General features: G+C 65.5%; 14 protein-coding genes. 9 read left to right on the top strand and 5 right to left on the bottom strand.

Annotated features, from left to right (window positions below):
* Together ETD86_RS23180 and ETD86_RS23175 are read left to right on the top strand one after the other, a co-directional pair.
* A partial coding sequence (locus ETD86_RS23180; protein ID WP_211370251.1) for a hypothetical protein occupies positions 1 to 492 on the top strand: 492 nt, incomplete at its 5' end.
* Positions 493 to 565: 73 nt separating this feature from the next.
* Positions 566 to 922: a helix-turn-helix domain-containing protein gene (locus ETD86_RS23175; RefSeq protein ID WP_138668259.1), complete on the top strand. Its 357-nt coding sequence runs from the start codon at positions 566 to 568 to the stop codon at positions 920 to 922.
* Between the two features lie 304 nt (positions 923 to 1,226).
* Here ETD86_RS23175 and ETD86_RS23165 read toward each other — a convergent pair whose 3' ends face one another.
* Complete coding sequence (locus ETD86_RS23165) at positions 1,227 to 2,429, bottom strand: FAD-dependent monooxygenase (RefSeq protein WP_138668258.1); 1,203 nt, start codon at positions 2,427 to 2,429, stop codon at positions 1,227 to 1,229.
* A gap of 1,231 nt (positions 2,430 to 3,660) precedes the next feature.
* Here ETD86_RS23165 and ETD86_RS23160 point away from each other — a divergent pair.
* The 7 genes from ETD86_RS23160 to ETD86_RS23130 all read left to right on the top strand — a co-directional run bounded on the left by ETD86_RS23160 (position 3,661) and on the right by ETD86_RS23130 (position 15,325).
* Positions 3,661 to 4,542 (top strand): spirocyclase AveC family protein, encoded by an 882-nt coding sequence (locus ETD86_RS23160; protein WP_170223227.1) that lies wholly within the window; start codon positions 3,661 to 3,663, stop codon positions 4,540 to 4,542.
* 24 nt (positions 4,543 to 4,566) lie between these two features.
* Positions 4,567 to 6,024: an acyltransferase domain-containing protein gene (locus tag ETD86_RS23155; protein WP_138668256.1), complete on the top strand. Its 1,458-nt coding sequence runs from the start codon at positions 4,567 to 4,569 to the stop codon at positions 6,022 to 6,024.
* A 15-nt stretch (positions 6,025 to 6,039) separates the two neighbouring features.
* A complete protein-coding gene (locus tag ETD86_RS23150) occupies positions 6,040 to 10,914 on the top strand; it encodes a beta-ketoacyl synthase N-terminal-like domain-containing protein (protein WP_138668255.1) in 4,875 nt (1,624 codons plus the stop codon).
* The gene (locus tag ETD86_RS23145) at positions 10,911 to 11,414 is read left to right on the top strand and encodes an acyl-CoA thioesterase (protein WP_138668254.1); all 504 of its coding nucleotides are present in this window, start codon (positions 10,911 to 10,913) and stop codon (positions 11,412 to 11,414) included. Before ETD86_RS23150 ends, ETD86_RS23145 begins: the two co-directional genes overlap by 4 nt.
* Positions 11,411 to 12,496 (top strand): ACP S-malonyltransferase, encoded by a 1,086-nt coding sequence (locus tag ETD86_RS23140; protein WP_138668253.1) that lies wholly within the window; start codon positions 11,411 to 11,413, stop codon positions 12,494 to 12,496. The genes ETD86_RS23145 and ETD86_RS23140 overlap by 4 nt, the downstream gene beginning before the upstream one ends.
* A gap of 84 nt (positions 12,497 to 12,580) precedes the next feature.
* A complete protein-coding gene (gene ccrA / locus ETD86_RS23135; RefSeq protein ID WP_138668252.1) occupies positions 12,581 to 13,918 on the top strand; it encodes a crotonyl-CoA carboxylase/reductase in 1,338 nt (445 codons plus the stop codon).
* Between the two features lie 516 nt (positions 13,919 to 14,434).
* A complete protein-coding gene (locus ETD86_RS23130) occupies positions 14,435 to 15,325 on the top strand; it encodes an integrase core domain-containing protein (protein ID WP_211370250.1) in 891 nt (296 codons plus the stop codon).
* Positions 15,326 to 15,466: 141 nt separating this feature from the next.
* Here ETD86_RS23130 and ETD86_RS23125 read toward each other — a convergent pair whose 3' ends face one another.
* From ETD86_RS23125 to ETD86_RS23110, 4 genes are all read right to left on the bottom strand, one after another.
* Complete coding sequence (locus ETD86_RS23125; protein WP_170223225.1) at positions 15,467 to 17,383, bottom strand: WD40 repeat domain-containing serine/threonine protein kinase; 1,917 nt, start codon at positions 17,381 to 17,383, stop codon at positions 15,467 to 15,469.
* A 407-nt stretch (positions 17,384 to 17,790) separates the two neighbouring features.
* Complete coding sequence (locus tag ETD86_RS57130; RefSeq protein WP_211370249.1) at positions 17,791 to 18,171, bottom strand: hypothetical protein; 381 nt, start codon at positions 18,169 to 18,171, stop codon at positions 17,791 to 17,793.
* Positions 18,168 to 18,743, bottom strand: a complete 576-nt coding sequence (locus tag ETD86_RS57125; protein WP_211370248.1) for a helix-turn-helix domain-containing protein — start codon at positions 18,741 to 18,743, stop codon at positions 18,168 to 18,170. Before ETD86_RS57125 ends, ETD86_RS57130 begins: the two co-directional genes overlap by 4 nt.
* Positions 18,744 to 18,840: 97 nt before the next feature.
* On the bottom strand, positions 18,841 to 19,080 hold the full coding sequence (locus ETD86_RS23110; protein ID WP_138668250.1) for a DUF6444 domain-containing protein: 240 nt from the start codon (positions 19,078 to 19,080) through the stop codon (positions 18,841 to 18,843).
* Positions 19,081 to 19,246 lie beyond the last annotated feature (166 nt).

The raw sequence follows: 19,246 nt of genomic DNA, 5'->3' as shown, positions 1-19,246 counted from the left end.
GGCGGGCAGCGGGTGGTGATGCGTCCGCGTCGCGGTCGGTGTGGTGCATGCCGGGCGACGCATGTGCTGTTGCCGGTGACCGTCTTGCTGCGCCGGGCGGACGCGGCGGTGGTGATCGGCGCTGCGCTGGTGGCCAAGGCTGCGGGTGCAGGGCATCGCCGGATCGCGGCGCGGCTGGATCGGCCGAGCGCGACGGTGCGGGGCTGGCTGCGGGCGTTCGCTCGCGCGGCCGAGGCGATCAGGGCGTATTTCGCCGTGGTGCTGGTCGGGCTGGCCGCTGATCCGGTGCTGCCGCAGGCGAGCGGCGATGTGTCGGCCGATGTGGTGGCGGTGATCGCTGCGGTGGCCGATGCGGCCGGGCGGCGCTGGCCGCAGATGGGCACGGTGTCGCCGTGGCTGGTGGCCTCGGCGGCCACGGCAGGCTGCTTGATCCACCCGTCCGGGCCGGCGATGTGGATCAAAACGAGCCACCCCTGGGCGGGATGGATGTGACTGGTGAGCCTGGTGACCGATACGCCCCGTCGCGAATGACGGGGCAACGATCATCACCGGGAGGTGAGCCGTGATGGCCGATCACGCGGCCGAGATGCGCAAGCGGCGCGAACGCGCCCATCAGATCGGGCTGTTTCGCTACCGGATCATCCAAGACGCGCTGGATGCGGGCCTGACCGCCAAACAGCGCGGGGCGTTGGTGCGCCGCCTGGCCGGACAGACGCACCCCGGCATCGACGGGCAGCCGGTCCGCATCTCGCGCTCCAGCCTGGACCGGTGGATCCGGGCCTGGCGAGCGGGTGGCTTCGAGGCGCTGGTACCGCCGCCGGTCCGGGTCGAGCCGCGCACCCCGGCGGAGGTGTTGTCACTGGCGACCGCGCTCAAGCGGGAGAACCCGGCGCGCACCGCCACCCAGGTGGCGCCGATCTGACGCGCCCAGGCCGGCTGGGCACCGTCGGAGACGCTCCGACACCCTGTTCTCCGACGACGCCATCTCGCTGATCCACACCACCAGCCGTGGTCTGCCCCGCGCCGTCAACAACCTGGCCATCCAGGCCCTGCTGGCCGCGTTCATCGACAACAAGACCATCGTCGACGAATCCTCCGCCCGCGCCGCGGTCGCCGAAGTCACGACAGAGTGACCATCACCGCGACAACACGCCCACCAGGCCCCGCTGGAAACTCATCCGGCGGGGCCTACGTCATGACGCTCCTCGCCACCGGCAGTGACGCCGTCATCGCCAAATCGAACGTCGCGCAACACACGGTCGACGCCGGCGGCCGGCCGCGCAAGGATGCACCCCAGGCATCGGCCGCCCGCTGTATGGTCCTGGCAGGACTCCCAAATAGGGGATGCTCAGGGATGGGTAGATCAGTGCCCCGCCCGTGGTGGCTGTGCTGGCCGGTGCCGCAACCGGAAGCGGACCCTGTTCCCCCGCTCCACGAGGAAGACCTCGGCGCCGCGCCATGAATGGACGCCGGGTCTCCGTGAAGACCCCGGCGCCTGCCCTGGTGCCGGGGTCGTCGTGTTGGTGGCCTCGATCCTTGGGCGACCGGCGAGCCGATGATGGGAGACCGCTCCATACCTGCCGGGCGTGATCGGTGACGTGCTGCCGGGCCTGCGGAGTGATCTGGTGGGGCAGGACGTAGGTACGCCCGATGGGGTCGGCGTTGAGCAGGTGGCGTACCTCCTCGTCGGAGTGATGGAGGTAAAAGGTCCAGTCGGTGGCGATGCTGCCGTCGCGCTGCATGATGGGGAACAAGTGGAAGCCCGCGCCGGGCGGTTCCAGCCGGGTGTAGTCGCGCAGGTGGGGCGGGACGATCGGGGACTGGCCGCGCCACGCCACGTAGCCGCTGTAGCGCAGGTCGCGGCCGGGGTCAAGGAGACGGCGGCCGGTCGAGCGGCGGCCGTCAGCGAAGACGACCAGGTCGGCGTTGATGGGGTCGGTGTGCGCGATCCGCAGCTGGGCGCGGTCGTCGGGTCCGGCGGTCAGGTCCTGGACCCGGCTGCCCAGCCGCAGCCAGCCCTGGGGGAGACGCTTCAGCAGCGCGCTGTTGATGAGGTGCCATGCGGTGGACCGGCCCGGGTACATGGTGTGAACGCGGCCGGTTTCCTGGCGGCCGGCGAGCTTGACCGCGACCACGCGCTCGCTGGTGAAGGGGACGAACTCGTGCTGGGGGACGCCGAGGGTGTCCAGGGCGGCCAGCGAGGTGTGCTCCAGGCCGATGACGCCACCGGCCTGCGTGTGCAGGTGTTCGGAGGCGTCCAGGACGGTGACGTTGGTGAGTCCGGCCTGGTGGAGTAACAGGGCCAGGGTGGGCCCGGTGATGGAGGCGCCGACGATGGCGATGGCGGGCTGGTCGCTGTCATGGGTCGTGGATGGGTCGGCGGAGGCCGCGGTGGAGGCGTCGGGACGCGACGGGGTGAGGGTGATCATGGCAGCTCCTGTGCTGGTCGACGGGGCTGCCGAAGGGAGGTCCGAGTGAGGTCCCGGGCCTGGGCGGCGGGCCCTCCCCCTTCCGGCGCCGTGCCGCAGGCTGCGAAGCCGGAGAAGGGGGACACGCGCCACCGCGTGATCGCCGCACGATGTGGGCGCCGTCGGCGTGCTGCCCGGCGCCATGGGCTGCCGGTGACGCGCGCACGGCAGCAGGCCTGGTGGGGGGACGCGGCGGGCTGCTGTCGGGCCAGCGCGTCGCGTGGTCAAGTGGCCCCTCGACTCCGCCGCCGTCCCACGGCGTCAGCGCACTCGACGCCATCCGCGACGCCATCGAGGGCAAACCCTGGCTACCGCCACTCATCGCATTCGCCTTGACACCCGATCACGAAACCCTGTGAATGGACGCCATCGTCGGCCTGGCACTCGCTGTGACGGCACGCTTGGCGACCACACTGTTTCCCACGTGAGGAAGCGGGCCAGGACGTCGTTCTAGCCTATGCCGAAGCGGCATGACCGATTTGGCATTGGACGAGCTTTTTCTGCGGCGAGAGACTTCTGTCACATCCGAGGCGAGGGACGAAGGCGAGGGGCCACCTCCGTCCGCTACGGGGCGGAGGGTCCGTTCAACTAGGGAGCTACTCAAATGAGCTCGCGTAGGATCATCGTCCTACTCGCTGGTCGGTCTTTCTCCGCCGAATCGCTGTATCTGGCCGTGCCGTCCGACATCGGCCGTGCGAAACCTGACACGCACGTGGCCGAGCGGACTTGCCATCTCGTCTAGCGGCGAGATCCTCGCTGCTTTGCTTTCCTTCTGTCGGCATGGAAGCGGCTTGCGCTGATATCAATGACGCATCAGTCGTTTGCGCTCGCATGTGTTGATCATGTCGGCATCGAACCCAACCGCTGTCGCCATCGGAAGCGGCGGTCTTTTCCGCGGGGACGGGATACGCCAATAGGTCTGTGACGGCAGGCCCGACCGGCCGTACGACGATGTGTCCGTTCCCAGTGGATCGGTGGGATACGCGGCGGCCGATGCCATGCTTTGGCCGCAATTCCTGGCAGCCGAGCGTCAGAGGTAAGCAATCGATACGAGATTGGTTGCCGCTGGAAAGGGCGCCATATGAATCTCGAGGCATCACATGTGGTCAGGAAGGATACCTCAGGTAGCCGGGGCCGGGCTGTGCGGCGCTTGTGGTCCACACCAGCCGGCGCCTTTGCCCTGGTGGGAACCATGGCAATCGCCTTCCAGTTGTGGATCTTCGCAAGGTGGGTCGCCGACGGGGGAGCACACGCCGTTCCCCACTACGGTTACGAGATCTCGACAGTCCGTGCAGTGATCACGGTGGTGGTGCAGGTAGTCATCGGCGCCGTCGCTCTCCTTACCGCTGTCGTGCTCATCCGGCGTAGTCGTGCGGTGGGCCGGGTCACCTTCGACACGGCTATGTACTTCGGGTTCTTCCTCGGTTTCTGGCAGGACCCGTTGTTCAATTACCACCGGATCGCGCTTACCGTCACTCACTTCGGCGCGAACGTGACGACTTGGGGACCTTACATCCCTGGGTGGCACAGCCCGCATCCCGAGCTCCAAGCTGAGACACTCCTCACCGTCAGCTGTGTGGCGTACTTCATGCTGATGTTCTGGGTCTGGCCGCAGGCCGCACTCACTATGCGCATTGCGCGAAGGCGCCCGCATTGGCGATGGGTGCGTTTGGTCGCTGTCAGCGTACTGATTGGCGTGTGCGTGGACATTGTCCTGGAAGCGATCTGGCTGAGCACCGGGGTGTTCTCGTACGCCGCTCCTGTCCCCAAGTTGACCGTGTTTGAAGGTCACTGGTATGGCTTCCCGCTGACCCAGCCCGTGGGCGCCGCCATCCTGATCACACCAGTGGTGATGATGCGGCATGTCTCGCAGATCCATGCGACCGAACCATGGCTCTTCCGTGGCGTCGACATGTTCGCCACCGCGTGGGGAAACATCCTTCGCTTGCTCGCAGGCATCGGTCTGGCCAACGTGCTCCTGCTCGCCTACATGGTCTTCAGCGGACTCGTGAATTTGACCGGCGGCCCTATCCCCGCTGACACACCTAGTTACCTATGGCCTTCGCAGCCATGACCCCTATTCGGAGGTGGAAGACTCATGCCTAAGTACGCATGGATGTTCCCCAATCCCGGTGCCTACCTATCGGGTTCGCTCGCACCCCTTGTCAGCAGCGGTTCCGAGTTGCATACCACGCTCAAGCAGATCGACACGATCGCCGCGGAATATGGCTGGAATCCGGTCGCCCCTCTGCTCCTTCAAGACGAGGCGACAGATGAAAGCGGACCGGAGAGCTTCTGGCTGGCTTTCTACTCCACTTCGCTGGTTGTCGCCGAAGCGTTCATGGAAGCAGGGGTGCCCTCGGATGTACTTCTCGGCCACAGCAGCGGCGAAGTCACCGCACTTGTCGTCGCCGGCTCCATCACTCCCGCGGACGGCGCACGGCTCTTGTGCGAGCGCATCCGCGCGGTCGACGAGATGGCGCTCCCTGAGGGGGCCATGGTCGCGGTCAAGGCTCCAGTGCGCCGGGTGGAGCACATGTGCCAGGCAGTCGGTGACGGCTCCCTCGCAGTGGCAGTCGACAACGGACCGCGCCAAGTCGTGGTCTCTGGGCGGGATCACGCGATCACGCGGCTGGAACGCCTCGCCGAGGCGTTGGACGTGCAGGCCACACGGCTCGCCGCACCTGGCGCCTTCCACAACCCGATACTCACCGGTGCGGCGCAACGCTTCGCCCAGGCTACGGCCCACATCCCCGTACAGACGCCCGTGCGCAGAGTGTACTCGCCACAGCTCGGCCGCTATATCACGGATGTGGCTGCCATCAGGGAACTCCTCGCCGGCCTGCTAGTCCTGCCGGTCGGCTTCCGCAACGCGCTAACCACGTTGTACGACGAAGAGGTCGAAACCTTCATTGAGTGCGGCGCCAAATCGACCCTGAGCGATCTAGTGCCCCAGATCCTTCCCGCATCCGCCCGGGCTATACCCACACTTACCGGACGGGTGCAGGCACATACCTTGAAGCAGACACTCCGGGCGTTAGCTGCGGACAGCACGAATGACGACATCTCGAGCCCCTGGACTCCGCATCCTCCACCGGGCCATCGCCCTGGCTCCACGGGGGCCGACCACGCCGTCTCATCCTCCGCTCCTGCCTCAACGGCCGCGCCTGCGCCGAGATCAACAATGCCGGACACTATCGCCGCACCAATCGATGCCGTTCCGACCGCGCCCGCCACACTCCAGCAGTCTCAGGAAGCGACCGTGCCGCCCGTAGGGGAGCGAACGCCGTCCGCCGGACTGCCGTCGCGCGACGAAATCGTCGCACAGATCAAGCAGGTCTATGCGGACATGCTGGATTACCCTCTGGAGGTTTTCGAGGACGACGTGGACCTGGAAGGCGATCTGGGCGTCTCTTCGCTCAAGCAGACGCAAGCATTCGTGAAACTCCTGGATGCTTACCGGCTCCCGACACCGACCTCCGAGATTCGCATCGTCACCTATCGCACCATCCGACAAGTCGCCGATCTTATCGAACAGATAGGCACACAGGGGTGAAAGGAAGGACATGCTATGTCCGTCACGGGACTCATAGCGCAAGAACCTGTGGCAGTCGTGGGATGCGGCGTAGTGGCACCCGGAGCCAACAATGCGGAAGAACTATGGACGGTGCTCAACAACCCCGAACCTCAGCACCGGCCACCCTGCCGTTTCGACGCCACCCCCCTATACTCGCCCGACCCAAACGAAGAGGACCGAACCTTCGGCGTGAATGGCGGCTACATCACTACCTTCCGCCCTCACCCCCTGCTGATCGCCGAGATCGAACGCGGCTGGTGGCACCAGAGCGACAGCGAACCGCTGTGGCTGCGCCATACCCTGCTCCAGGCTCTGGACACCACCACAGTCTCGGCCAACGCCCGAACCGGCTGCTACGTGGCCACCTGGCTCGGCGCTTCTTCCGCAGTCGAGGACACCGTCCTCGCCGCTACCCTTCCACGCCAGATGGCAGCACGCCTCGCCACAGACACCACCGTCTGTGCCATGGCCGAGCATCGGCTCCGGAACATCCTGCGTAAGCGCTATCCCTACGCCGCACCCACCCCGCGGATGATGCTGCCCGACATGCTGGTACGGCGTGCGATTGCGGGACTGCTCCCCGAGAGCACGGACTGGCTGACAGTGAGCGCCGCCTGCGCCTCCTCCTTGTACAGCATTGACCTCGGTATCCACGCACTGCTCACCGGAGACTGCGACATCGCATTCTGCGGCGCGGTGAGCGGCATGGGCCGGCTTATGGCGATCTCTGCGGCCAAGTTCGACGGCATGTCGAAATCTGGTGACCTGCGCGCCTTTGACGCTGCGGCGGATGGCACCCTCTTCGGCGAGGGCGCCACCATGCTGGCTCTCAAACGGATGGACCGGGTCCGCGTAGATGGCGATCCCGTCCTGGGCTATTTGACCGGCTCTGGCCTAGCCACCGATGGGCGCGGCAAAAGCATGGCCGCACCGAACCCGACGGGACAACGTCGGGCACTGCAACGCGCCTGGGAAGCAGGAGGGGTGAGCGGAGACGACATCGACTGGATGGTCGCACATGGCACGGGAACCCTGGCCGGGGATCAGGTCGAAATCGAGGTTCTTTCCGAGGTCGCCCCGGCGACCGGAGTGGTCTGCACTTCCAACAAGTCGCTGCTGGGGCACGCCGCTTGGTCGGCAGGCGGTCTGTCAGTCATACACGCCCTCCTCGCACTGCGCCACAAGCAGATACCCGCGCAACAACGGTTCACCCATCCGCACCCCGCGCTGAACGGATCACCGGTCCGGGTCCCCACTACACCCGTACCCTGGCCCGATGGCGCCGAGCGACCGCGCATCGCCGATGTCGGCAGCTTGGGCGTCGGAGGGGCCAATGCCCACTTACTCGTCCAGGATCGCCCGACCGCAAGCCAGAGCGCCAACCGGCACACCGGCACGGCCGCCGAGACCGCGGACTCGCCCGTTCTCGTCGCTTGGAGCGCCCATCTGCCCGACGCGGCCGGCACAGAGCAGATACGGCACTGGTTCGCCACCGGTGAGAAGCACCCGGCCCGGAGCTTCGGAAGCCGTTACCCCGAATCGCCGATCGCCGCCACCAGACTGCCGGGCGTCGTGACCCGGGTCATTGATCGTACCCACCGAATGGCCTTGGACGTCGCCTACCGCTTCGTCACTGAACACGGCGAACTATGGGAGAACTTGCGCGAGCGTACCGGCGTCATAACGGCACAGACCGGCCCCACCCGCACTTGGCTTGACGCCACTATCCGCGCCTGCGCACCCGACTTGGAGCATGCCCTTCCCCTGGAGGGGAAGGACCGCGCCGCCCTGCACGCCGTGCTTGGCGAGATTCGAGCCCGGCAGAGCATCACTGATGAGATGCTGGCGGGAAGCGTGCCGACCCTGGCCGCCTACCGGGTCACCAACCGCTGGGACCTCCACGGTGCGAGCATGGGCATCGACGCAGGTCCTGGATCCTCCTACGCGGCACTCCACATGGCCTGCCGCTATCTCACCCGCGGCGTACTCGATCTGGCCCTCGTGGTGTGCATGAATGAGGGCAGCTCGCCTGATGTCACCGACTTCACCGGGCACGACCACACTCGGCTGGCGGAGGGCGCTTTTCTGCTTGCCCTGACCCGCGAGTCCCTGGCCCGCACGGAGGGGTGGCCTGTCCTGGCCCGCATTACAACGTCGACGTGCCCCGACAGCCCAAACTGCCACACACTCGGAGACCTTGACTCCGAAGCTGGAGACTACTTAGGCGCCCAAGGCGCGGTGGACGTCCTGCGCGCGGTGCACCGCGGCGGGCACCATGAACTGGCCTGTCCGGACCCCGGAATACGCATCACCCTCGCTCCCCCCGACCCCGGGCCACCCGCTTCCGAACCGAGCAGGAAGGAAACCAGCCGTTGGGCGCTGACCCTGCGGCGAGCAGACCCCGCCCCTGGCCGCGGACAAGAATCCCAGCACCACATACCTCACCGCGGGGTGGTGCTCGTCTCCTCGGCGACGCTGGCCCGGGAACTCGCCTCTGCAGTACACGCGGCCGACGCCATCATGTTCAGCACGGATCCGGACACCGCACCCCAGCACGCCACCATCGTCCCTGAAATTCCCGACGAGGTGTCGCTTGCGCCCGTCCTGGCCCCCCTCGACCAGCTACAACCACGCGTTCGCGTGATTGGCTCAGTACGGGAACACGTCGGCCGCTGGCCACAAGAGACACCAACGCTCACCCGGTTGCTGGAACTCACCCTGCTCACCCTCAAGCGCTTCGGCGCCCGCCTTTCCCACGGAGACGTGGCAGCTCTCCTGTTCGACCCCCTCACCGACTTCCAAGTCCATCCGGAAACTGCCCAGTTCAACGGATTCCTCCGCAGCCTGAGCTGGGAAATCCCACCCGAGAAAGTCTTCGCGGTTGTCACTGACGCCGCCCCCGCCCATGGCCTAGCAGAGCTGGCTCGCGAAGCAACTGCACTCAGAAACTGCCAGATCGTCTACTACCGCAATGGTTTGCGGCACATCGAGCAGTACGTCCCCTTGCCTGAGCCCCACAAGAGAAGCGCCCAGCCGGCCCGCACCATGAACGACCCCATGGTTGTCGTCGCCGTTGGAGGCGCCCGAGGGATCACGGCCGTCGCACTCAAGGCGCTGGCCCGCCAGGAGCACGCTCACCTCTGGCTGCTGGGCCGCACTGACCCAGCGGCCGCACCCCTGGACATCCTGCACGCGGCCGAAGAAGACAATGGAGCGCTGCGCGCCAAATTCATCACAGCCGGCCGCCGACATAACCCCACGGCTACGGTCGCCGATCTGAACCAACGATTCGAAGCGCACTGGCGAGCCCGCGAGGTGAACGCAAACTTGGAGCGACTACGCGCCTTGTGCGGCGACGACCACGTGCACTACCGAACCTGCGATGTCACCGACACCGAGACGCTGAACCGCGTCGCTGCCGAGATCACCTCGACCCACCCGCACATCGACCTGCTCCTCCACGCAGCCTTCCACCAGCACTCAGCCCACTACGATCACAAAACGCTCAAAGCCTTCCGCGCGGTACTCGGCACCAAGGTCAACGGATACCGCAACCTCAAAGCAGCTTTCGCGTCCGTGCCGCCCCGCCGGTGGTGCAACTTCGGCTCCTCCATCGTCCTGTTCGGCCTGGCAGGCGAAACCGACTACGCCGCAGGAAGCGAATTCCTCGCCGCCGCGGCGCGGTATGACGCCCGATTGCTCGGCGTTGACACAACCACCATCGGATGGGGCCTATGGGAAGAAGCAGGATCCGTCACCGCCCCCCAAGACCGCGATCGCCTTGCTGACACCGGCGTAAAGCACGGCGTGGACAACGACGAAGGCGCAGCACTGTTCCTCTCCGAAATCGCCCGTCCCCACCCCACCGAACCATCCCCTGTGTACACAACCAGCGACGACCGAACGCTGGCACAGCACCGCAACCCGGGCATGTTCTCCCCAAACCCCAATCAGCCCTTGCGCTCAGGACTGCTGGGCGAGCCCGTCGAACAACGCCAAGACCATGCCCGCTGGCAATGGGGCCCGGATCCCGAGGCTGACCGCTACCTGCTGGAACACCTTGTCCTGGGCAGGCCCGTGCTCCCCGGAGCATGCATAGTGGCAATGGCCGTCGAGGCCGCTCAGCGGCTTCTCCCTCACACCACCGTCACCGGTCTCCGCGACATTCGCTTCAAGGAATTCGTCTGGGTCGACCCGCGCCAGTCTGGACCGACCAAGTATCGCGTCGTCGCCGACCTCATCGAACGTGGGAAGATCAGCCGTGTACGCGTTAGCGTCCTGTCCGATGTCACCACCCAGTCCGGCCGTGTCCTGCGCGCCAATCGGGAACACGCATCACTCGATGTGATCACGGGCCCGCCCCTGCCCCCTCCACACCAGATGCCCATCGCATCGCTCGGCACACGACGCATTGCCGACCCCTGTTGTCAGAGCGGATCTCCCATTCACCTCACCGGCGTCTTCCGCTGCTGCACGGATAACAGGGCAGGTCACGGCTATGGAACAAGCCGCTTCCAGGCTTGCATCGCCCCCGGCGAATCACTTGGACGCTCACCGGTTCCGATCCTCCTGCTGGACGCCCTGGGCCGCTCCACCTGCTTTCCCGCGCCCGAAGCCGACCAAGCGGAAATCGGGGCCGTGAGTGGCATCGACAGCATCGACTTCTTTTTCCACGGCAGCGATGCCGACCTGGCCCGTGCATACCCCGAGGGCATCCAACTCCACGGGGAGTTCGGCCGCTCTATCTACACGGCTACCACATCGAATGGTCAGGTGATCACCCGCATCACCGGCCTCGTCGATCACCCCTTCGGTTCCGTCGTCGCGATTCCCCTGCCCGACGACGACCATCATGGAAGCAAGCCATGAGTCCTGCTCGCCGAGCCGCCGGCCTGATCCCCGATGACAACCCAACCGCACGGCGCTGGTTTGCGATCGACCACTACGTCACCTTCGGCGAAACCAGCGCCGCCGGCTTCGTCTATTACCTACGCCTCCTCGAGTGGCAGGGCCACTGCCGCGAACGCTTCGGCTACGCCTACTGCCCCGATTATATGAACAGACTCCGAGGCGAACTGGTTATGCCAACCTGCACTGCCTCCTGCGAGTACCTTACAGAAATTTACCCGAACGACCTCATCTCTATACGCCTATCCATTCCGTGGCTCCGACTTCACCTCATGAAAGGAGAATTTGTCTATTACCGCATCAGCCGTACCGGCGCAGAGGAGCTCGTCGCCCGCGGCGAACAGCAGTGGGCCAACATGCGCCCGGACGGCGAGACAATGACTCCGGAGCCGTGGCCCGAAGAAGTACTGAAGACCTGCCGGCTTATGAACACCGATCTCAGCCGTGCGTTGATCACATGATCGTCGGCGGAGCCATGGCAGAGATCGCATTTCTATTCCCCGGACAAGGCTCCCATCAGCCCGGATGCGCCGCCCAAGCCGCCGCCGCACCACAAGTCGCCGACGTGCTGCAGCGCATCGACACCGTGGCCGGATTATACGGCTACGACCCCGTCACTCCGCTCGTTGTGGACCCTCGCAGCGCCACGCTCGAGGATCTGCTCAATGAAACGCCCAATCTAATCCAGTTAGCCGTCTTCGCCGATTCCATGGCCGTCCACGCAATGCTCATCAGCAAGTACGAACGCCCCCCGGACGCCGTACTGAGTCACAGCTTCGGCGACGTCGCCGCCCTGACAGCGGCCGGCGCGCTCATGCTGGAAAGTGCTACTCACGTGGTATGCGCACGGATGGAAGCGGTCGCACGGTTCGCGCCCCCCGGCGGCATGACCGCAATGGGAATGAATGCCCCGCGTACTGCACATCTCCTCGCTGCGTGTGCCGATCCACGAGTCGTCCTTGCTGCAGAGAACGCCCCCGAACAAACCGTGGTGTCCGGACCACACCCGGTACGTGCAACCGTCGCAGATGCCGCACGCGCCTGTGGCGTATGGACGACAGATCTACCAGTGCCGCATCCGTTTCACAGCCCTGGCTTCGCGGATGCGGCACACGCCCTCTATCAGACTCTGCGCGGAGTGCACTTCGCTCCGCCTCGAGTCCCTTTCTACAGTGACATCCTGGCGCGGAGCCTGCAGGCGACCGACAACGTCGCCCACCTGCTCAGCCGCACACTGGTGGAACCAGTACGCTTTCTCAGCACTTTGCGGCGCCTCTACGCCGACGGCATCACAGGCTTCATCGAATGCGGTGCCCGCGACATTCTGACCGGCTTGCTGCGCCAATGCATAGGCACAGTCATGCCTGTTGAACATGCCAGCTCTGTCCTTGCCCACCAGCATCAATATCCCAAACCTAGTCAGGCACGCTCGCACAATCAGCACCACACAACACTCGCGGAAGGCGGCGAGCAGGCCATCTGTGGAGACTCAACACCCATCGACTCTCCATCCAAGACTTCAAGGGACATCCGGAAGCTTTGAGCGAGTTGGACCCGTCGATCGGCGGCTGCGTTTCTGCCCGCCATACGCGGCCGACGAAAACCACTTCAACTGGAGGAGCACCACATGCGCGAGATCCTCGACGCGGCGCTTGCCGACGCTGATACGGCCGTGGAATGGCGTTCTGTACCCCTCCCCAATTCCTATCGTGCGCTCACGGTCCACCGGGACGAGACCGAGATCTTCCAAGGAATCGAATCTGGACAGCGAGACCCACAGGTCTCGCTTCACCTCGACGAGGTTCCGGTGCCACCCCTCGCGCCCGGAGAGGCGCTCATCGCGGTAATGGCCAGCTCCATCAACTACAACACCGTCTGGTCCGCGATCTTCCACCCGCTACCCACGTTCGTGTTCCTCGATCGATACGCTCGCCGCGGCGGAGCAGCGAGTCGCCACGACCGGCCCTACCACGTGCTCGGTTCCGACCTGGCCGGGATCGTGCTGCGCGTAGGAGCAGGGGTGCATCGCTGGAAGCCCGGCGACCGGGTGGTGAGCCACTGTCTCTCGGTTGAATTGGAGAGCCCGGACGGACATGACGATGCGATGCTCGACCCGGAACAACGCATTTGGGGATACGAGACGAACTTCGGCGGGCTGGCCGAGCTCGCCCTCGTCAGGTCCAATCAACTGATGCCCAAACCTGAGCACCTCACCTGGGAAGAAGCGGCCTGCTCCGGACTCGTGCACTCCACCGCCTATCGCCAACTAGTTTCCCGCAACGGTGCAGACATGAAGCAGGGAGACATAGTTCTGATCTGGGGCGCCTGCGGCGGTCTAGGCTCCTACGCGACGCAACTGGTGCTCAACGGCGGCGCCGTTCCCGTGTGTGTGGTCTCATCCACAGCCAAGGCGGAGATCTGCCACCACATGGGGGTGGAACACATCATCGACAGGGCCGCGGAAGGATTCGCATTTTGGAACGAAGACGCGAGGCCCAATCCCAGAGAATGGCGACGACTGGGTGCCTGTATACGTGAGCTGACAGGAGGCGAGGACCCCGACATCGTCTTCGAGCATCCAGGACGGGAAACCTTCGGGGCCAGCGTCTACGTCACCCGCCGCGGCGGCACAATCGTGACCTGTGCCTCGACCACGGGCTATGAGCACTCCTTCGACAATCGCTACCTCTGGACGAACCTTAAACGCATCGTCGGAACGCACTTCGCCAACTACCGCGAGGCCTGGCTTGCCAACAGGCTTATCGCTCGCAGCGTCATCCATCCGACCCTGTCCGCGACCCTCCCGTTGGACAACGCGCCCCTCGCGATCAAGCGGGTTCAGCAGAACGCACACGTAGGAAAGATCGGAGTGCTCTGCTTGGCTCCTGCAGAAGGACTCGGCGTAACCGACCCTGCTCGTAGAGAATTAGCCCTTCCTCAACTCAAGCTCTTCGCGGGCCTATAAATCGATAACTCTGGCCCGTTCTCTAGACACACCCGTACACGACTGGCTAGTAGTTCGACGCTGTAGCGGTCCGGCTCGAACAGGCACCGCTGCAGTTGCCAGGATAACTCGCGGTCACGTCAGCGCTGGCCGCGCTCAAAAGAGAAGGGCGTGAGCTCCAGGACCTGCTGGATGTAGCGGGTCACGTGTAGGCGCCCATCTGCCCCGGCCTAGTGCAGTTCGTGGGCCAAGGCCTGCATCTGCTCAAAACGCAGCAGCTCGTAAACGGGTACGACGACACCTCAACCTCCTGAGGGCGGTACCGGACGTAGAGGTAGCCGCACGCGATCCAGAGGTGCATCGAGTCGAACGGCTCCCCCTGCCGACTGTGACGCCGGTCCACAGTTCCGTGTGATCGGCGGTCAGCGCCTGGTCGAGGACGGCGACATCGAACGCGGGACCGCTTTCCAGCGTCAGCCGCACGTGTACCGCGTCAAAACGCAGTCACGATAGCTCTGACCTGTGGCTTGACGGGGTTTGTTCCTGCTGGCCCGGTGGTTGCCGGCGGTGCTGCGCGCCCATCGGCTGGTCACCCCGGCAACGTTGATGGCATGGCATCGTCGTCTGTTGCGCCGGGCCTGGACCTACCCGCGTCGGTCCGGGCGTCCAGGAACGAGCCAGGAGATTTGTGACCTGGTTATTCGATTGGCGAGCGAGAATCCCGGGTGGGGTCATCGACGGGTGCACGGCGAGGTGGTGCGACTCGGCTTCCAGGTCAGCGAGGCGACCGTGCGGCGCATCCTGCGCTGGAGCCGCTTTTGTCCGGCGTCCCGACATCTCGACACGTCCTGGCGGATCTTCTTGCGGTCGCAGGCCGAAGGTCTCCTGGCCTGCGACTTCTTCAATGTTGGCACGATCTTTCTGAAGCGCCTGTACGTGTTGTTCGTGATGGAGGTCCGCACGCGACACGTGCACGTCTTGGGCGTGACCAGCCACCCGACCGGCGCATGGACCGCTCAGCAGGCCCGTAATCTCCTGATCGACCTTGGCGAGCGGGCAGGGTCGTTTCGCTTTCTTATCCGTGATCGGGACGCCAAGTTCACTGCCGTCTTCGATGAGGTGTTCGCCGCCGTGGGTATCACGGTGCTGAAGACTCCGCCGCGGACACCGAGGGCGAACTGCTATGCCGAGCGCTGGATCCGGACGGTACGCGGCGAGTGCACCGACCGAATGCTGATCTACGGCGAACGCCACCTGCGTTCGGTTCTGAACGAGTACCGCGATCACTACAACGCTCATCGGCCGCATCAGGGCCGTGGACAGCGACCACCCGATCACGATGAGCATGTCGTGGTGCCGATGGAAGGCCGGATCGAACGCCACACGAGACTCGGAGGAGTAATCAACGAGTACCGCCGAGCCGCATAGCTGGGTCGGAGAAACCCCAGCTCAAACCAGGCACGCGAGTTATGGCGCCCTACAGGACGATTTCGCGCGCCGTCCGCGGCGTCAGCGGCGCGGGAGGCGGTGGAGACCCCGGCACACCGGATCCCCTTGTGAGACAACCAGTCAGTTCAGGCGAAGGCGCCAGACGCCCGCGTCCGTTGACTGGCCCACCATGACCACAGGCGCGCCCTTCACAGCCCCCACCGCAAGCGAATCCGGCACATAATCAATCTCGATCAAGGACCCCACAGGCGCCCCAGTGCGAAGGTTCCACATCTGAATCGCCTCGTAGTCCAGGTCCGCCCCCTGCACGGTGGAGACGATTACCGGAGCCCCATCCACTGTGCCGACACCCACCGCATTGGCCAATGTGTCGCCCGGAGCCTCAATCTCCCTGATCAACCGCCGGGTCCGCAGATCCCATACGCGCAGATCGCTGGAGACCACGATGGGCGTTCCGTCCAGGTTCCCGACCGCGATGCCGTTTCCTGTCTCCTCGGCCAGCGGCGCGCCGAGCTGCTTTCCGCTGCGCAGGTCCCACAGCCGCAGCGTGTCATCAGGCCCATCGAGTGAGACGGCCACCGGCGTGCCGTCAACCTCGATGGCGGCCAGCGCGGCGATCTCGCCCAGTCCGGCGTCGATGGTCCGGATGTGGCTCCTGGAGTTCAGGTCCCAGACGCGGATGGTCCGATCGGCGCCGCCGGTGAGACCCACGGTCTTGCCCTCCAGTTGCGCGAGTGCCACGGCGTTGACGCGTTTGACGTGCCCATCGAGGTTGTCGGCGTAATCGTCGCCGGCCACGTTCCACAGGCTCACCGTGCCGTCGGCGTGCCCAGTTAGGGCGAGCTCTCGGGACGCCGCCATCGAGGTGATGTCTGCGGTCTGGGAAGGAAGGTGGGCAAGCGACAGGTGCTTGTCCGCCGCGAGGTCCCAGAAGGTCACCGCGGACTCCTCGGCCACCAGCGCGCGCTCCCCCGCCAATGCCACCGCGACGACGTCGTGGCCGTTCCCGAGGTCGATGGTGGTGAGTCGGTCGCCGCTGCCGGGAAGCAGCCACAGCAGCGCGGCGGTCGCCGCGAGCGTGATCGCCAGCGTTCCGGCCACAATCGGGAGCCTGGCCCTGGGTCGCGTCCGTTCCAAGAGCGGATTCGTTGTCTGTCGGCCGGCCTCGGCGAGCGGATGGTTACCAGCGTGCGAGCCTTCCCCGGAGGGCCGCCCGGATCCAGCTAAGGGGTCGTGCCCGACGATCCGCAGGATGACCTCATGAGCGGCGGGGCGCCGGCGCGGGTCCTTGGCCAGAGCCCTGGTCACGAGCTCGCGCAGCGGCTCGGGCAACGGCGGTAGCTCCGGTTCGTGGTGCAGAACGCGATGCATCGCCGCGGCCACGTTCTCACCGTTGAACACGTTCCGACCCGTCGCGGCGAACAGCAGGGTGGCAGCCCAGCAGAACATGTCAGAGGCTGGACCGACCTCCCCACCGGAGATCTGTTCCGGCGACATGTAGGCGGGAGTGCCGATCAGGCCCTGAGTGGTCGAGGCAGACGAGCCCACCATCTTGGCGATGCCGAAGTCGATCACGCGGACGCCGTCGGGCCCGAGCAGCACGTTCTGCGGTTTGAAGTCCCGGTGCACGATGCCTGCGCGGTGAATGGCGGCCAGCGCGGTGGCGGTGCTCACGGCCAGCCGTTCCAGCGCGCCGAAGTCGCGCGGCCCCTCGCGTCTGACCACCTTGTCCAGCGACTCGCCGTCGACGAGCTCAGTGACGATGTAGGAAATGCCCTCGTGGATCCCGGCGTCCAGCACCCGCGCGGTGCAGAACTGGGCAACCTGACGCGCCGCCTTGGCCTCGCGCAGGAAGCGGGCCGAGGCACGCTCGTCGCCGTCCAGGCGGGCGTGAAGCAACTTGATCGCGACTTCATCGCCCGCCGCGTTGCAGGCTCGGTATACCGCGCCCTGGCCGCCCTCCCCCAGACAAGCGAGGAGCCGATACGGTCCGACCTGCTCAGGTTCGCCGGGGCGAAGCGGGCGCGAGTCGACCATGGTCAGCCATCGTAGATCACGGAGTGCTGTCGGCGTACCCCTCGGCGTGCAGAGGTAAGTACGACTGAACGGGCTCTGTCGCTGATCTCGGGATGGGTTGAGGATCATGCTCGGAGCAGGATTCGCTTTCGCAGGAGATCGAAGTTGGCTCTCCCATAGCCCTGCCGCTTGACCAGCTTCACTCGCGTGTACTGCCCCTCGGCCTGTCCGGAGTTCCAGGGAACCGACAGTGCGCCTGCCGAAAACTCCATCCGTGCAGGTCAAGCGGCGTGTGAGTACTCGTGGAGGACGCCGCCGAGCCGGTCTCGTCGGCGTATGTTCAGGTCGGTCATTCGCTCAGGATTTGTGATCGGATCGGGGACGGTGCGTAGCGGGGCGGCTTGGTCCAGGGCTTGGTGTGCTCGGTGCTAGTTATAGAAGTGTTCGTACTCGCGTAGGGCGTGCCGTAGGTCTCGTTCGTTCCAGAGCAGGGAGCGGTCCAGGAGTTCGTGGCGGCAGGACTGCACCCATCGCTCCATGATGGAGTTCATGCGCGGCATCCGGATGCCGGTGAGTACGGTCTGGATGCCAGCCTCGGCGAGGACCTCGTCCATGAGGGCGGGGAACTTCCCATCCCGGTCTCGGATCAGAAAGCGTGCCCGGCAGTTCGCATCGTTCAGGTCCATCACGAGATTTCTGATCGCCTGGACGACCCCGTCGGCGGTCGGGTGAGCGGTGGTGCCCAGCACGCGAATGCACCTACCGGCGTGCTCGATGACGGCCAGGATGTACTGACTTTGCCCGTTCACGGTGACGGTCTCGACGAAATCGCAGGCCAGCAGGGCGTCGGCTTGGGAGCGCAGGAAGTCGGCCCGCGTGCTGGATGCCCGTTCGGGCGCCGGATCGAGCCCTTCCCGCTTGAGGGTCTCCAGACGGTGGAGGGCGCGACCTTGATGCCCAGCGTGGTGAGCTCGCCGTGCACCCGCCGGTATCCCCAGCCGGGGTTCTCCCGGACCAGACGCAGGATGAGAGCGCGGATGGAGCGGACCGTGGGCGGGCGGCCAGGCCGCTTCGGCCGACAGGTACGGGCATGGCGCCGTTGCATCAGATCGCGGTGCCAGCGCAGGACGGTGTCCGGGCGGACGAGAAGCCGTAGCCGGCGTAGGACCTCGCGGGGCAGCGAGGTCAGGAGCGCGGCGAGAAAGGCCCGGTCCTCGGGGGCGAATCTGACTCTGGTGTCGGCGCCGAGTTGCCGTTCAAGGACGGTGATCTGGTGGCGCAGGGCGAGAATTTCCACGTCCTTGTCCCGATCGCCCATGGGCAGCAACCGCAGCGCGGCGAAGGTGTTCGTGACGGTGAGATAGGCCAGGCGAAGAAGCACGGCCGATCATCGTGCCGCACTTGGTCCCTCTCCTGGTGGCCGGAAATCGCGTCACACCGCGCTAAGCCCTGCAAGCCCATGGCCTGGACGGATGACATTATCGGCAGGCGCACTGTCCACCGCGTGGCCGGGGCGAGCGCTTCTTCGGCTTCTTGGCGCGTTTGTCCCGTGCCGCCAGCCCATCTGAGCCTGGCGGCAGCGAGGAGTTCGAGGAATCCATCCCCACCCGCCGCTTCAACTGCTCAATCTCGGCCATCAACGCGGCAATCACGGCGTCCCGCTCGGCCAGAGCGGTCAGCAGTTCCTCACGGCTCCAGCTCGCGGGATCGCGGGTCACCAGATCAAGTACGACGCACCACATCAAGATCCACGTATTCAGCGGAAACCGGCGGGTCTACCTCAAACCAGACGCCCAGCTCAGCAGGAGGCCTGAATGGATACCGGCGACAGTCTCCAGCGGTCCAGAAGCCCACGAACTGATTGGATCAACAAATCTGGGAACA

Source organism: Nonomuraea turkmeniaca, from assembly GCF_005889735.1.
Taxonomy (GTDB): domain Bacteria; phylum Actinomycetota; class Actinomycetes; order Streptosporangiales; family Streptosporangiaceae; genus Nonomuraea; species Nonomuraea turkmeniaca.
This window is presented reverse-complemented; position numbering and strand designations above follow the sequence as displayed.